Origin of the sequence: Neorhizobium sp. DAR64872/K0K18 (assembly GCF_050500175.1) — a bacterium.
GTDB classification, from domain to species: domain Bacteria; phylum Pseudomonadota; class Alphaproteobacteria; order Rhizobiales; family Rhizobiaceae; genus Neorhizobium; species Neorhizobium soli.
This window is the reverse complement of sequence record NZ_CP191446.1, coordinates 1,740,756-1,755,681: the sequence shown is the minus strand read 5'-3', so window position 1 is coordinate 1,755,681 and position 14,926 is coordinate 1,740,756. Positions and strand designations below refer to the sequence as shown.

Here is a 14,926-nt window from a genome sequence, read left to right as displayed (position 1 = left end):
TCATTGCGGCTTGCGTTCCAGCACATTTAGCTTTCCCATCCGACCGGTCAAAGAGAATCGCGTCACGACGATAAAAACTGCGCGCAGACGTGGAAAAGCGCGGGTGAGGCTTCCATATCGTCACAACGCGCCGATGCGTGTTTCGAAAATTGCCGTCTGAAAGGCACCGATGACCGTCACATCCAGTCTTGATCCACTCGTCACCGCCCAGAATTGGGCCGAAAGCGGCCGCGACGTGGCGATCGCAACCGTCGTCGAGACCTGGGGATCTGCACCACGTCCGATCGGAAGCCATCTCGCGATCGATGGCGAGGGAAATTTCGTCGGCTCCGTTTCGGGTGGCTGCGTCGAGGGTGCGGTGATTACCGAGGCGATCGAGGTGATTTCGTCAGGCACGCCGAAGATGCTGGAATTCGGCGTTGCCGATGAGACGGCATGGCAAGTCGGGCTTTCCTGCGGCGGCAAGATCCGCGTCTATGTGGAAAGGCTCGGCCGATGAAGTTCGATGATCTGGCGCGTCTCAATGGCGCCCGGCAGGAAAGACGGGCCTCGGCGACAATAACCGACCTTGCGTCGGGCGAAATTTCTCTTGTTTCCGAGGAAACGGTTCCGGAGGATCCGCTTGGTGCCGCCATCGCGGACGCGATGCGCAGCGGCAAGGCCACGAGCGTCGAAATCGACAAGCGCATTCTGTTCATCAATGTCTATCTGCCGCCGCCAAGGATCGTTGTGATTGGCGCGGTTCATATCAGCCAGGCGCTCGCCCGTCTGGCGCCGGTGGCGGGCTACGACCTCACGATCATCGATCCGCGGACGGCCTTTGCCACCGAAGAACGGTTCGGTGATGTCGATGTCATCGCGGAGTGGCCCGAAGACGTGCTGAGAGAGCGACCGTTCGATAGCTATACGGCTGTCGCGGCCCTGACGCATGATCCGAAGATCGATGATTTTCCCTTGTCGCAGGCGCTGAAGGCGGGCTGTTTTTATGTCGGCGCGCTGGGTAGCCGCAAAACTCATGCGAAGCGCGCTGATCGACTGAAGGATATGGGACATTCCGAGGAGGAGATTGCCCGGATTTCAGCGCCGATCGGTCTCGACATCGGTGCTGCGAACCCGGCCGAGATTGCGCTTGCCACACTTGCCGACATCGTCAGGTCGTTGCGCCGGCGCGACCTCCTTACGCAGGGTTAGGGAATGAAATACGCCAGCTTCCCGTTGCGTGAGGCCGAAAACATCGTGCTCGCCCATTCAATCCGGTTTGAAGGTCAGCGCGGACGACTGCACAAGGGTCACCGGCTAGCGCCTGATGACATCGAGCGTCTTCGCGAAGAGGGTATCGCTTCCGTCATAGGCGTGCGGCTCGATGCGGGAGACGTTCTTGAAGACAATGCGGCGGGAATGCTGGCTGCGGCAATCGCACCTGATCACCTCACGTTTTCGGAGCCAGCAACGGGACGTGTCAACGTTTATGCGGCAACGGCCGGTCTGTTCGTCGCCAACACGCACGTCGTCAACGCGCTCAACGGCGTGGACCCGTCGATCACGCTTGCCTGTCTCAAGGATCGCGTATCGGTCAAGGCAGGCGACATGGTCGCAACGTTCAAGATCATTCCGCTCGCTGTCGATGGCTATTGTCTCGGGAAGGCTGTGGCGCTGCTTGGGGCTTCTACACCGTTTGAGGTCAAACCGTTCGAGGCTCATGCTGTCACGTTGATTGCAACGGAGCTTCCGACGCTGAAGACGTCGGTGATGGACCGAACGGCGAAGCTCATCGAGCAGCGACTTGCACTTTCGGGCAGCACACTGGTGCGCGAAATCCGTATTCCGCATACGCATGACGCCCTGACCGGCGCACTGCAGGCGCTTGATCTCGGGAACTGTCGCGAGCCTTCGCTGGTGATCGTGTTTGGTGCGTCCGCCGTTGCCGATGAAGAGGACGTCATTCCGGCTGCGATCCGAGCCGCTGGCGGTGAGGTGATCCGCGTCGGCATGCCGGTCGATCCCGGCAATCTTCTTGTTTACGGCCATATTGGTGGTGTCACGGTACTGGGAGCCCCCGGTTGTGCACGGTCTCCGAAGGAAAACGGTTTTGACTGGATGCTCCACCGGCTGCTTGCCGGTGAAAGACCGACATCGGACGATATTGCCGCACTGGGTGTGGGAGGACTTTTGATGGAGATCCCGACAAGGCCTGCGCCGCGGGACCGCAGCGAGAGCAAGGACGATGTCTCGCTTTCGGTTGCGGCTGTCCTGTTGGCCGCCGGTCAGGCCAGGCGCATGGGCGAAAGTGGCCTTCACAAGCTGCTTGCTGAGTTTGACGGTGTGCCGCTCGTGCGCCGCTCCGCCGAGATGCTGTTGGCCTCGAAGGCCACACCCGTGGTCGTTGTCACCGGTCACCGGCAGCAGGATATTGCGGCCGAGCTTTCATCGCTCGACGTCCGTCTCCAAGACAACCCCTCCCATGAAGCGGGGATGGCGAGCTCTCTGATTGCCGGATTCACGCGGCCGGATGTCGCGGCAGCAGATGGCGTCCTCGTCATGCTGGCAGATATGCCGGGCGTGACCGTCAGCCACATCGATGCCTTGCTCGGTGCCTTTGGTGACGCCGGTGGCGAGGCGATCGTGCGCGCAGTCTCCAACGGCAAGCGCGGCAATCCGGTTATTCTGCCGCGCGCCACCTATGATGCTGTACGGAACCTGCAGGGCGATGTCGGCGCAAGGGCGATTATCGAAACCTCCGGTCTTCCGGTGATCGATGTCGATATCGGTCCGGCAGCCCATCTTGATGTGGATACGCCCGAAGCCGTCATTGCTGCAGGTGGCGTTCTGAGGACGTAACGATGGATAATATTGCGATCGAAGAGATGTTCGAAGGTCTCGGGCCCGTCAGCATCCGTCGGATGTTCGGCGGCAAGGGCATCTACCATCAGGGCCTCATCGTCGCGATCGAGCTGCGCGACGAACTGATGCTGAAAGCCGATGCCGTGAGCGCGCCTGAGTTCGCTTCTGCAGGCGCGCGGCAGTGGAGCTACGAAGGCAAGAAGGGCAAGTCCGTGATGATGCCTTACTGGACGGTACCGGAAGATGCGTTTGAGGACCCCGACCTCATGTCAAAGTGGACAAGACTGGCCTACGAGGCCGCAATCCGGAGTGAAATCGACAAGTAACCTATATTTTGGCACTGCGATATTTCGCGTATTGAATAGGCAATAGGTTTCGCGCTAAAATAGGCATCGTAATGGGGGATGCAGGCTTACCGAGCAGTCGGTGCGTTTCCATCTGACGTAAAATACAACGCTATTTCATCACGGGCAGCCGTTCCGGGAAACCGGGACGGCTTTTTGCGTTGCTGTTTTATCAACGTCCGCCGCGGGCTGGAAGTTGTGTGTTCAGATTTTGGAAAGATGTTCAAATGCGCGGATCGAGAAGACCGAGAGTGGCATTGGCGGATCGGCAGGGTCAAACCATCCCAGATCCGAAAGCTTGTCAGGTTCGGTCAAGCGTGGCTCGCCGGAGAAATCGCGTGTGACGTAGATCATGGAGATCCAGTGTTGTGCGTCTTCCGGGAGGATCTGTTCAGTCGTGCAGAGAAACTCAACTTTGCCGATCGACAGGCCGGTTTCTTCCTCGGCCTCACGACGTGCCGCATCCGCGTACGGCTCCATCTTATCGACCTTGCCGCCGACGATGTTCCAGTAACCGGCTTCCGGCGCCTTCAGGCGACGGCAGAGGAGAACCCTCCCATCATCCCGCAGAATGACCAACCCGGCGCCGACGCCGGGAAAGTCTATGCCGGGTCTCAGGGACAAATTCAAACCTTGGCGTTGGCGACGATCAGCATGAATGCCGGAATGTCGTCGCCGAAACCGACTGGTGTCGGGCCGTCATCGTGGTCGCGGTAGTGACGGCGACGCTCGCGGTTGTCGTCATTGGCAGGATTCGGAGCAGGGGCCGGGCGAGGAGCGCGTTGCGCGCCATTGTTCTGCGGCTTCCTGTCGGCGCTACGTTCGCGCTTTACGTCTTCTACCCTGGCTTCAATCATATTTTCCGTCTGGCTCCGATCATCCTGGCTCGTCGGTTCTGCAATCTTGACCGGAGCTTCTACGCTCCTGGTCTGCTCGGCGCGCTTGCCGCGACCGCGATCCTTGTCGCGCTCGCCACGCTTGCCGCCACGATCGCGACCTTGGCCGCGTTCCTGACCCTTGTCGCTGCTTTCCATCGGTGCCGGCAGGGCAGCGATGTCACCGTTCAGCCATTCGATCTTTTGAGTGATCAGCTTTTCGATGGCATCGAGATACTTAGCATCGGATTTTGTCACAAGCGTGAACGCACGACCGGACCGTCCTGCACGGCCGGTACGGCCGATGCGGTGGACATAGTCTTCCGCATGGATTGGAACGTCGAAGTTGAAGACGTGGCTGACGTCGGGAATATCGAGACCGCGCGCTGCGACGTCGGAGGCGACCAGTAGCGTGATCTGGTTGTCCTTGAAGCCTGCCAGCATGTTGGTACGCGAGCGCTGGTCCATGTCGCCATGGAGCGCGCCGACCGAGAAGCCGTGGCGCTCGAGCGAGCGGAACAGGTCGGCGACATCCTTCTTGCGGTTGCAGAAGATGATCGCGTTCTTCAGGTCGTCCTGCGCGCGGATCAGGTCGCGAAGGGTTGCGCGCTTCTCGTAATCCTTGTTGTGAGCGGCGACCAGGCGCTGCGTCACCGTCGTTGCTGTCGAAGAAGGCTTTGCCACCTCGATGCGTTCCGGGTTCTGCAGGAAGCGGTCGGCCAGCTTCTGGATTTCCGGCGGCATGGTGGCCGAGAAAAACAGCGTCTGACGCGTGAACGGGATCATCTTGGCAATCTTTTCGATATCCGGGATGAAGCCCATGTCCAGCATGCGGTCGGCTTCGTCGATCACCAGGATCTCGACGCCGGTCATCAGCAACTTGCCGCGCTCGCAGTGGTCGAGCAGGCGGCCTGGCGTGCAGATCAGCACGTCGGCGCCGCGCTCAAGCTTGCGATCCTGTTCGTCGAACGACACGCCGCCGATCAGAAGAGCGACGTTCAGCTTGTGATTCTTGCCGTATTTTTCGAAGTTCTCGGCGACCTGTGCCGCGAGTTCGCGGGTCGGCTCGAGGATCAGCGTCCGTGGCATGCGGGCGCGAGCACGGCCTTTTTCCAGAAGTGTCAGCATCGGCAGCACGAAGGATGCCGTCTTGCCTGTTCCCGTCTGCGCGATGCCGCAAATATCGCGGCGCTGCAGGGCAAAGGGGATGGCACCAGCCTGGATCGGTGTCGGGATGGTGTAGCCCGAGTCGGTGACTGCAGAGAGTACTTTCTGGCTAAGGCCAAGATCAGCGAATGTGGTCAAAGGGAAATCTGTTTCCGTTGCAATTCGGGGAAGTGATCCGGTGCCGACGGTAACTGGCGTACGACAACTGGCCCGCGACATAGGACCAAAATGCCGGAAAGTCAAGAAATCCCGGAATATTGCTGCCGGATGTGGTGAATAGAGGCGGCAAGGCTTCCAATGTGTTGTCGAACGCGCTCAGTTTCGCAACGCATGACCCATTCCGGACCTCTCGCGCATCTTTGCGGCCTAATTGAGATAATTGTCGAGCTTCATACCGGCGTTCAGGAAATGCACGGGGTCGACCGGCGAACCGTCGCGTCGCACTTCGTAATGAACATGCGGTCCCGTGGACCGTCCGGTGGAGCCTGCACGTCCGATCACCTCGCCGGGAGCCACAGTCTCTCCGGCTCTGACAAGGATGCGGGACATGTGACCATAGCGCGTGGTGATGCCTTGGCCATGATCGATCTCGACCAGATTGCCATAGCCTGCTGAGGGACCGGCGACAACGACTTTGCCGGCGCCCGTACTTTTCACGTCATCACCGGTCTCGGCTTGAAAATCGATGCCTGCATGCAGCGCGAGGCGTCCGACAAACGGGTCCATCCGGTTACCAAACCGGCTGGTCACGGAACGGCCGGGGGCCGGGTTTCCGAACGGCAGCTCGCGCGCCACGTCGCGGACGCTTTCGAGCCGGTTAAGCGCGGAATCGAGATCATCGAGCGATGTGTCGAACGTGTCCGAGAACAGCTGAGGCTGGACGTAGGGGCCACCGATACCCGGGTCCGGTTCGGTCGGAGGAGCGGCCGCGACCTGCACGCCCGTACGCCGGAGGATGGACGTGATGGCGTCTGCTGTCTGCGATGCGCCAGTGGTGAGATCGGCGATCTTGACGATCTGGCGCTTCTCGATGTCCTTCAAGGACAGAGTCACCTTGGAAAAGATGCGGTCGGCTCGATCCGCAAGATTTTCGCGAAGCGGGGTGTAGGCCAATGGATTGGCGACGCCGAGATCCGCCGGAGCGGCACGGTTCGACAACAGGCCTTCGATCGCGTCCAGTCCATGACTGACGGATGCCTGCTTGTCCTTGCCTTCTGCCTGATAGGCTGAAGCTGGTGACGATGAGGTGCCGGCGGACGGGACGATGCCCGATTCTTCCGCGCGGTCTAGAAGCGAACCAAGCTTGCCGTGCCGCGAAAAGAGGGCGTTTTGCTGTTCAAGCAGTTTCTCGACCTTTTGCTCCACGACCTGCTGATCAAGCAACTGGCGGGATGTGATGCGGTCGAGCTGGGCGCGCAGGGCAGAGATCCGGTCTTCGTAATCATGCTGCATGCGCGCCTGGCGCGCCATCGTTGCGCCGATCAGATCGTCGCGGATCACGAGATAGCTGGTGGCGCCGAGATATCCGATCGCCAACGCGCCGACGACGCAGACGGAGACTGCCGCCATCCAGGGGCGGATCGTCATGTGGCGGATCTTTTCGCCGCTTGCGAGAATGAGAACGTGCTCGGGAGCACGATTTCCAAAAACGCGGCTTTGAGTTCCGTTTGCCACCTTCTGCTCCTGAAGATGCGCATGAGACGAGTCGTGCGCGGTGATCCTTCCTCCGCACTAGACCGCTTTATAGTTAACAAACCGTTGTTTTTCGTGCCGCAGGGCAGGAGGCGTGACACCGCAATTTCGCATCAACATGCGACAGGGAGGTGGCTGTCTTACAGGGTCTGTAAGGCTTTCAGCACCTCTTCGGCGTGACCGGCAACCTTTACCTTCGGCCAGACATTTGCGATCCGGCCATGGGCATCGATCAGGAACGTCGTGCGGTCGATTCCCATGTACTTGCGCCCGTACATGCTCTTTTCCTTCCAGACGCCGTAGAGATTTGCGACGGCGGTATCCTCGTCCGATCCGAGGATCACTGCGAGCGCATGTTTCTCGACGAACTTGTCGTGCTTCTTCACCGTGTCCGGGGACACGCCGATGACGGCGGCGCCGGTTTTTTCGAACTCGGGGAGGAGGGCCGTGAACGCCAGCGCTTCGGTGGTGCAGCCGCTGGTATCGTCCTTTGGATAGAAGTAGAGAACCACCGGCTTGCCGGCGAACGTCTGCAGCGAGACGGTACCACCGCCGTCGCGGGGAATATCGAACTGTGGGGCGATGTCGCCAATGGCCAATTCAGACATGAATTTCCTTTCTTTCGCCGGGATCTTGAGCAATTGTCGGCCCATCGGTAGTCTATTGGTGCCCGTTGCGTCTAGTCAGGCTGCAGCGGGTCTTGAGAAGGTAATGTCAGCCTGATGGCGGAAATTCGCGGCGAAAAGGTCAGCTTCAACCGCAAGGATATGGTTCCGCTGCACGAACTTCCCTCTGCACAGGCGGAAGATCCCATCATCGTACACTGCCCACCGCGCCGATCGCGCATGCGCCGCGTGGGCAAGACCTTTTTGCTGTTTACGATGCTGATTCTGGCTGCTGCCGGAACTGCGATTGTCGCCATCGAGAGCGGCGTCGTCGACGGCGCGCTGACGGCGCGGGCCCAGTCGGCCCTCAACAACGCGATCGGACCCCGTTATGTCGCTTCGGTCGGTTCGACGGCGATCCGGTTTGATTCGGTGATGCGGATCGCGATCGAGGCGCGCGACGTGGATATCGTCGAGCAAGCGAGCGGTCAGCGGCTGAGCCGTGCCGAAGCGCTGCGGATGGCGATCGATCCGATGAAGCTTCTCGGTGGTCGCGTTTCCATCAACAACATTTCCGCGCAAGGCATTCGGCTGGAGACGGCGCAGTTGCCGGCAGGCGACCCTATGGCGCTGTCGCAGGTTCGCGTCGATGCGATGCCGAAGCTGCTTGAGCAGGCGTTCCAGCGCCTTGATGAAGTGCGCGGCCTGATCGAGCGTACCGGCACCGCATTCGTCCGGATTGCCGGCATCGAAATCGTGCTGCCGTCTGCCCCTGGCCAGAAGCCGCTGATGTTCGTCGTCAACGAGCTCAATATGCAGCGCAACATCGAGGGCGAGATCGATATCAGGGGGATCGTCAGCCTTAACGACCGCCAGGCAACGCTGGTGGCAGGATCCCAGACTATCGAAGGCGTGACGACCGGACTTTCCGCAAAGCTCATGGGGCTGGACGTGACGTCCTTCCTGTTGCATCGGGATGCAGCCGGGATGCCGCGCGAAGGGCTGGACAGTGCCGTCGATCTTGAACTTGCTGCGACCCGTTCGCGCGAGACCACTGTTCCGGTCATCACCGCAAAGCTCAAGCAGTCGCCCGGACGGTTCTATTTCGATAGTATCGAGCAGCCCTTCAGCGGCGCGGATATCGATGTCGCCTATGATTTCACCAAGGACGCGATCGAAATCCAGAGATCGGAAGCGCGTTTTGGCCCGACTGTCCTTCCGTTCACCGGCGCGGTCGTCGATCTCAACAGGGTCGATCCGGCAGACCACCGGCCGGGGTTCGGTCTCGATCTTCTTGTCAGCGGCGGAACAGCAGCCGGCGCGTCGAACGCCGAAGAACCGGCACAGTTCGATCTGAAAGCCGTCGGACGCTATCTCTCGGCCGATCGCGAGTTGCAGTTCGACGAGATGGCGATGTCCAGTCCGCTTGGGCGGATGGCCGCTGCGCTGAAAGTGCGCTTCGGCACGCAGTCTCCGGAAATCAGCTTCGGCGGTCAGTTGCCACAGATGCAGGTGACTGCAATCAAGCAGCTCTGGCCCTTCTGGATGGCCCGCAAGGCACGCGACTGGGTGATGGGAAACATGTTCGGGGGAACGCTGAGCAACGGCTCCATCGCCGTCTTCATTCCGGCAGGACGCATGAAGGGACCGGGCGTTCCGCTCGATCTCAACCGCAACGAACTGCAGATCAGTTTCGACCTTGCCGACGGGCGCGTCAACCTGCCCGCCGACATCCCGCCGCTTCGCGACATCTACGGCCGTTTCGACCTGAAGGGCGAAGCGATGCAGGTCGACATCACGCAGGCGGGTTCGTTTTTTCCGTCGGGGCGCGCGGTCAAGGTTGAGGGAGGGCGCTTCTCGATCCCATCGACCTACGCGAAGCCTCTGATGGCCGATATCGCGCTGAAACTGAGCGGGCCGGCGGATGCCATCGCGGAACTCACGAGTTTCAAGCCCATCAACGGCCTCAAAAACACAGAGTTCAAGCCATCGGATTTTTCCGGCACTGCCAGGGTGGATGTGAAGGCGCAGTTTGGTCTGGTCAATGACCAGAATCCGCCGAAGCCGGTCTGGAATGCGCATGCGGACCTGCGCGACGTTGCTCTGGCGACGCCGGTGTCCGGTCGCAAGATTTCCAATATCGACGGCACGCTCGATATCGATCCGCAGGCCGCCAGACTGAGCGCGAAGGCTGCGATCGACGAGGTGCCTGCAGACGTCACCCTCGTGCAGCCGATCGACAGCGCGTCGACTGTCAAGCGTGAACAGGTCATCAAGGCAGTCCTCAGCGACAGCCAGCGGGACAAACTGGTGCCCGGTCTCTCGGAGATCGTCCAGGGTACGATCAGCGTGGAACTGACCAGGCTCGATGATACCAGGCAAGGCGTCAGCCTCGATCTGACGCGCTCTGCGCTCTCGATCCCGGGCATCGGCTGGACGAAGGGCAACGGCGTCGGTGCCAAGGCGCAGTTCGAGATTGCCGGGGAGGGCCTCCAGCGGACAGAGCTCAAGAACTTCGAACTGGTGGGCGACGGGTTTGGCGCGCAGGGCAATATCGTCCTCACCAATGGTAGCCTCGCGTCGGCGGAGTTTTCGAGCGCCCGCCTGTCGCCGTCCGATAATTTCAGCGTTGCGGTGAAGCAGTCGAAGGGTGTCTTCGATGTGTCGATCGGCGGATCCTCTGCCGATATAAGGCCTATCATCACCAAACTTCGCTCGGCTACGCCGGGCACAAGTGGGTCGGGTTCCTCTGCCAAGAGCAGCGGTGGCGCGACGATCCGTGCCAAGCTCGATCGCATGGTCGGCTTCAACGACGAGGCCTTGTCGAACGTCACTCTGTTGTTTGCGATACGCGATGGCGACATTGCCTCGGCCGACCTTTCCGCCGTAACGGAAAGCGGGCAGGCCGTTGTCAGCGACATAACGAAGGGCAACACGATCTCGATGACCAGCGGCGACGCCGGCGCCGTCGTGCGGTTTGCCAATATCTACAACAACATGCGGGGCGGTCTTCTCAATTTGCGGCTGCGATCGCAAGGGTCCGACTGGGCCGGCAATGTCGACATCCGAAGCTTCGCTTTGGTGGACGAGCAGCGCCTGCAATCGCTGGTGTCGACCCCTGTGGGCCGGGATGGGGAAAGCCTCAGCAAGGCGGTCAAGAAGGAAATCGATCTCAACGCCGCGCGCTTCCAGCGCGGTTTTGCCTCGCTCGTTTACCGGAACGGTGCGCTCTCTGTTGCCAACGGCATCGTTCGTGGCGAGCAGATCGGCGCGACATTCCAGGGCATGCTGCGCGACGCCCGCGGCAGCATGGACATGACCGGCACCTTCATGCCGGCCTATGGAATCAACCGGCTTTTCGGCGAGCTTCCGCTGATCGGTGCCATTCTCGGCAACGGACGAGACCGCGGACTGATCGGCATCACGTTCAAGCTCGAAGGTGTGTTCGACAAGCCCAAGCTGACGATCAATCCGCTGTCGATCATCGCGCCCGGTGTGTTCCGACAGATCTTCGAGTTCCAATAAAAAAAAGGCCCCGCGAACGAGGCCCCTAACTTAAATGTATAATACTTTCTTTCGGAAGGAACGTTCGCAAAACTCCGACTTTTGTGAGTGAGTTTTGGGATAGATATCACCCTGAATAAAAGGCGGTTTCGAATTTCTCGCTTCACTTAGGATTTCTGCGGTAAATGCTTGCCCATCAGAATCCATTCTCCCGGTTCATCTGAACCAGGAAACGGGAAAAATGGCCGTCTGCTCCATTCGGTAAAGCCACTTGCCTGATATAGGCCATATGCTTTCGCGTTGAAGCTGCCAACCATGAGCGTCAGACGGTCGCTTCCTGCAGATCGGGCCACGCGCTCCGCTTCTACCAGCAGTGCCTTCCCGAACCCCTTACCCTGGAATTCTTGGTAGATCGCAGCGGCAGAGATATACCACGTCCCGGCAGCCAGTGCTTTCAACTCGTTGAGCGGTTTTACGACCTCCATGTTAGGAGCTGGACCGGATATTTCTGGAATTATATACCCGTTTAAAGCACCAACGCTCTGGCCTTTATGTTCGGCGATACGCCAATTCGTGAAGTGGGTAAAATGACCCTCGTCATTGCGGATAACGTTCCGGCCGATCTCGCACGCCGATTCTCCGGGAGAAGCCATGTTCCCCCACAGGAATGAGGTCAGTCGGCGTGTTGCCATGTCCGCGAAAAGAACGAGATGGGCACAATCTTCTTGGGTTGCGCTGCGAAACTTGATGGGCATAAGGGCTGGCGTCGAGGTCATGCTTGCTCCCTGATTTGAGGGTTCAGACAACAAAAAACCTGCCGACATAGGGGTGGGCAGGTTCCGGGAAGTCCCATGATGGTGGGGAGGGCTATCCCTCCGGAAACTCACGCCACCGCAGAATCAACACGCCACGCTGCACAGTCATGCAGCGTCGGCGTCGGATGATGTTTGCGGAGCCAGTGTTCATGATGGTGAGAATGTTCGAGCTTGCAAAGAAGGTCAATAGCCGCTGAACGGTGCCATCCTCGGCAACGGACGAGACCGTGGACTGATCGGCATCACCTTCAAGCTCGAAGGCGTCTTCGACAAGCCGAAACTGACGATCAATCCGCTGTCGATCATCGCACCCGGCGTGTTCCGACAGATCTTCGAGTTCCAATAAAAAAAAGGCCCCGCGAACGAGGCCTTTTCATTGTTCTGCAGACCGCTGGCACTCAGGCCGGGCGGACGAGGATATGCTTCTTCTTGCCGAGAGACAGCTTGATCACGCCGTCGGCCGTAACGTCGCCGGTGCCAATGACAGCGCGTTCGTCCGAGACCGCCGTATCGTTGATGCGCACGGCACCACCCTGGATATGCCGGCGAGCTTCGCCGTTGGAGGCTGCAAGGCCTGCCTTGACGATCAGTGCCAGGAGGCCAAGACCAGCCTCCAGTTCCGACGATGCGACGTCGATCGACGGCAGGTTGTCGGCAAGCGCACCTTCCTCGAACGTCTTGCGGGCGGTGTCAGCCGCTTGCTCGGCATTGTCGCGGCCGTGCAGCATGGCGGTGACTTCCGTCGCGAGGATCTTCTTGACCTCGTTGATTTCCGAACCGGCAAGTGCTGAGAGGCGGGCAATCTCGTCCATGGGCAGAGTGGTGTAGAGCTTCAGGAAGCGCGAGACGTCTGCGTCCTCGGTGTTGCGCCAGTACTGCCAGAAGTCATAGGCCGACAGCATGTCCGGGTTGAGCCAGACCGCGCCGTTCATGGACTTGCCCATCTTCGCACCCGACGATGTCGTCAGAAGCGGCGAGGTGAGGGCGTAGAGCTGCGGTGTCCCCATGCGGTGACCAAGGTCGATCCCGTTGACAATATTGCCCCACTGGTCCGAGCCGCCCATCTGCAGGCGGCAACCGTAGCGCTGGTTGAGCTCCACGAAATCATAGGCCTGAAGGATCATGTAGTTGAATTCGAGGAAGGACAGCGACTGCTCGCGGTCGAGGCGCGTCTTGACGCTGTCGAAGGACAGCATGCGGTTGACCGAGAAGTGACGGCCCACATCGCGCAGAAATTCGAGGTAGTTGAGATCGCGCAGCCAGTCGCCGTTATTGATCATCAGCGCATCCTTCTGACCTTCGCCGTAGCTCAGGTAGTTGGAAAAGACGCGCTTGATGGAAGCTATATTGCTTTCGATCGTGTCGATCGTCATCAACTGGCGCGCGTCATCCTTGAAGGATGGATCGCCGACCATGCCGGTGCCGCCGCCCATCAGGGAGATCGGCCGGTGGCCGGTCTGCTGCATCCAGTGCAGCATCATGATCTGGATGAGACCGCCCGCATGAAGGCTTGGTGCCGTCGGGTCAAAGCCAATATAGGCCGTCACGGTTTCCTTGGCGAACAGTTCGTCGAGACCCGATTCGTCGGAAATCTGGTGAATGAAGCCACGCTCATCGAGCGTGTGGAGGAAATCGGACTTGAACCTGGACATCTTACTTCTCTGTGGATGCGTTTTTTGTCTTGAGAGCCGGCGTCTAGCACTGTTTTGGTGGTTTATCACTCCAAAAATGCAGCGAAATGCGCTTGCACTTATCTGTGACTCGCCGTCATGGTTCATTAATCTTTTGTTTTCTGCCAAGCCACTAAGGTGAAGGCAGGACTGCGGCATTCCTTATTTTCTAAATGCATTGTTGGGTTGATGAACGGGGCAGTTTTTTTCCTGGGGGTGAATTTCGTCGTCGCGATATGTTTCTGTATCGTGTTTGCGGTTGTTTCCACCCGCAGTCGGTCGCGCGTTGCCGCGCTTTGGTTCGGGGCCGGTTTCGGCGTCGCTTCACTGGCCGCTGTTTGCGAGATTGCCGTCGCCTATCTGCCCTGGCCGCGTCCCTGGGCCATCGGAGCTTTTGCAACCGTTCTCGGTGGCATGATTTTCCTGCTGTTCGGTATTGGCAGTCTCTATGACGTTCGCATCAACCGTCGACTTGCCGGATTGATGTTCGCCGTCAGCTCATTCGGAAACGTCTTCGTCTATGATCTGCGGCCGGGCACGCCGCTTCACGCATTTTCCTACCAGACTCCGTTTGCCCTGGTTATCCTCGCAAGCGCCGGCGTGGTTCTGCAGGCTTTGTTGCGCTCGAACCGGCAACTGCTGATCGACAAGGTCGTGTGCGCGCTTCTTGCGGTCACAGGGGTACATTTCATTGCGAAGGCCGCACTTGCGATCGCCGTTGGTGCCGGGTCCGTCGCGACAGATTATATCCGCACCGACTATGCGCTGATCTCCCAGAGCCTGACGGCTGTTCTGATGGTCGCGGTCGGCCTGACCCTGCTGTCGGTGCTGGTGCTCGAAATCATGGCCGATGAACGCAGCGTGTCGGAAAGCGACGCTCTGTCGGGTCTTGCAAACCGGCGCGGCTTCGAGCGCCGGGTGAGATCCGCAATCGCGACGTTTCCAAACGGACCGCATGCGGTGGTTTTATGCGATCTCGACAGGTTCAAGACCATCAATGACACCTATGGGCATCATGCCGGGGATATGGTGATCCAGAGTTTCGGGACCTTGCTTTCCTCGTGCGCGCCAAAAGAAGCAATCGTCGGCCGGATGGGCGGCGAAGAGTTCTCCGTGTTCCTTCCCAACACGCCGATGGACGTTGCGCTGATGGTGGCTCAGGCTCTGAGGGGCGGCACGATGGCGATGTCGGTGGCGGGTCTGCCACCCACCTCAAGGATCACGGCGAGTTTCGGCGTCGCCAATCTCACCAGCCCCGACGCGCTCGACGAAATGTTCCGGCAGGCGGATGTGGCGCTCTATGCCGCGAAGCGGGCCGGCCGTAACCGGGTTCATGAAGCGACGTCAGACGATGGGCGTCCGCGTGCGGCACATGTGCGACCGGTCAACTGAAGATACGAAAATGGCCGCAAA

General features: G+C 59.6%; 12 protein-coding genes. 6 read left to right on the top strand and 6 right to left on the bottom strand.

The window, feature by feature from the left end:
• Positions 1–169: 169 nt before the first annotated feature.
• From ACQY1P_RS14110 to ACQY1P_RS14095, 4 genes are read left to right on the top strand one after another with little or no spacing between them, the layout of a single operon-like run.
• A complete protein-coding gene (locus ACQY1P_RS14110) occupies positions 170–499 on the top strand; it encodes an XdhC family protein (RefSeq protein WP_062456684.1) in 330 nt (109 codons plus the stop codon).
• Positions 496–1,191, top strand: coding sequence for an XdhC family protein (locus ACQY1P_RS14105; protein ID WP_430256666.1), 696 nt, complete (start codon positions 496–498; stop codon positions 1,189–1,191). The genes ACQY1P_RS14110 and ACQY1P_RS14105 overlap by 4 nt, the downstream gene beginning before the upstream one ends.
• A 3-nt stretch (positions 1,192–1,194) precedes the next feature.
• Positions 1,195–2,838: an NTP transferase domain-containing protein gene (locus tag ACQY1P_RS14100; RefSeq protein ID WP_430256665.1), complete on the top strand. Its 1,644-nt coding sequence runs from the start codon at positions 1,195–1,197 to the stop codon at positions 2,836–2,838.
• A 2-nt stretch (positions 2,839–2,840) separates the two neighbouring features.
• Entirely contained in the window at positions 2,841–3,167 is a 327-nt protein-coding gene (locus ACQY1P_RS14095; protein WP_174196616.1) for a TfoX/Sxy family protein, read from the top strand.
• 222 nt (positions 3,168–3,389) lie between these two features.
• Here the strand turns inward: ACQY1P_RS14095 and ACQY1P_RS14090 are convergent, their stop codons facing one another.
• The 4 genes from ACQY1P_RS14090 to bcp form a co-directional block, all read right to left on the bottom strand.
• The gene (locus ACQY1P_RS14090; protein WP_430256664.1) at positions 3,390–3,815 is read right to left on the bottom strand and encodes an NUDIX domain-containing protein; all 426 of its coding nucleotides are present in this window, start codon (positions 3,813–3,815) and stop codon (positions 3,390–3,392) included.
• A complete protein-coding gene (locus ACQY1P_RS14085; protein WP_062456700.1) occupies positions 3,812–5,365 on the bottom strand; it encodes a DEAD/DEAH box helicase in 1,554 nt (517 codons plus the stop codon). The genes ACQY1P_RS14090 and ACQY1P_RS14085 overlap by 4 nt, the downstream gene beginning before the upstream one ends.
• Positions 5,366–5,593: 228 nt before the next feature.
• The gene (locus ACQY1P_RS14080) at positions 5,594–6,901 is read right to left on the bottom strand and encodes a M23 family metallopeptidase (protein ID WP_325265147.1); all 1,308 of its coding nucleotides are present in this window, start codon (positions 6,899–6,901) and stop codon (positions 5,594–5,596) included.
• Between the two features lie 158 nt (positions 6,902–7,059).
• Complete coding sequence (gene bcp, locus ACQY1P_RS14075) at positions 7,060–7,527, bottom strand: thioredoxin-dependent thiol peroxidase (RefSeq protein WP_430256663.1); 468 nt, start codon at positions 7,525–7,527, stop codon at positions 7,060–7,062.
• Between the two features lie 114 nt (positions 7,528–7,641).
• Between bcp and ACQY1P_RS14070 the strand changes: the two genes are divergently transcribed.
• Entirely contained in the window at positions 7,642–11,049 is a 3,408-nt protein-coding gene (locus ACQY1P_RS14070) for a DUF3971 domain-containing protein (RefSeq protein WP_430256662.1), read from the top strand.
• A 146-nt stretch (positions 11,050–11,195) separates the two neighbouring features.
• Here the strand turns inward: ACQY1P_RS14070 and ACQY1P_RS14065 are convergent, their stop codons facing one another.
• Together ACQY1P_RS14065 and tyrS are read right to left on the bottom strand one after the other, a co-directional pair.
• Positions 11,196–11,804: a GNAT family N-acetyltransferase gene (locus tag ACQY1P_RS14065; RefSeq protein ID WP_430256661.1), complete on the bottom strand. Its 609-nt coding sequence runs from the start codon at positions 11,802–11,804 to the stop codon at positions 11,196–11,198.
• A 437-nt stretch (positions 11,805–12,241) separates the two neighbouring features.
• Complete coding sequence (gene tyrS / locus ACQY1P_RS14060) at positions 12,242–13,495, bottom strand: tyrosine--tRNA ligase (protein WP_430256660.1); 1,254 nt, start codon at positions 13,493–13,495, stop codon at positions 12,242–12,244.
• A gap of 207 nt (positions 13,496–13,702) precedes the next feature.
• Between tyrS and ACQY1P_RS14055 the strand changes: the two genes are divergently transcribed.
• Positions 13,703–14,905 (top strand): GGDEF domain-containing protein, encoded by a 1,203-nt coding sequence (locus ACQY1P_RS14055; protein WP_192086442.1) that lies wholly within the window; start codon positions 13,703–13,705, stop codon positions 14,903–14,905.
• The last annotated feature ends 21 nt before the right edge of the window (positions 14,906–14,926 follow it).

Bases quoted from the DNA above. Each gene is read 5' to 3' on its own strand.
- ACQY1P_RS14110 (WP_062456684.1), top strand. From the start codon at position 170: ATGACCGTCACATCCAGTCTTGATCCACTCGTCACCGCCCAGAATTGG.
- ACQY1P_RS14105 (WP_430256666.1), top strand. From the start codon at position 496: ATGAAGTTCGATGATCTGGCGCGTCTCAATGGCGCCCGGCAGGAAAGA.
- ACQY1P_RS14100 (WP_430256665.1), top strand. From the start codon at position 1,195: ATGAAATACGCCAGCTTCCCGTTGCGTGAGGCCGAAAACATCGTGCTC.
- ACQY1P_RS14095 (WP_174196616.1), top strand. From the start codon at position 2,841: ATGGATAATATTGCGATCGAAGAGATGTTCGAAGGTCTCGGGCCCGTC.
- bcp (WP_430256663.1), bottom strand. From the start codon at position 7,527: ATGTCTGAATTGGCCATTGGCGACATCGCCCCACAGTTCGATATTCCC.
- ACQY1P_RS14070 (WP_430256662.1), top strand. From the start codon at position 7,642: ATGGCGGAAATTCGCGGCGAAAAGGTCAGCTTCAACCGCAAGGATATG.
- ACQY1P_RS14065 (WP_430256661.1), bottom strand. From the start codon at position 11,804: ATGACCTCGACGCCAGCCCTTATGCCCATCAAGTTTCGCAGCGCAACC.
- tyrS (WP_430256660.1), bottom strand. From the start codon at position 13,495: ATGTCCAGGTTCAAGTCCGATTTCCTCCACACGCTCGATGAGCGTGGC.
- ACQY1P_RS14055 (WP_192086442.1), top strand. From the start codon at position 13,703: ATGAACGGGGCAGTTTTTTTCCTGGGGGTGAATTTCGTCGTCGCGATA.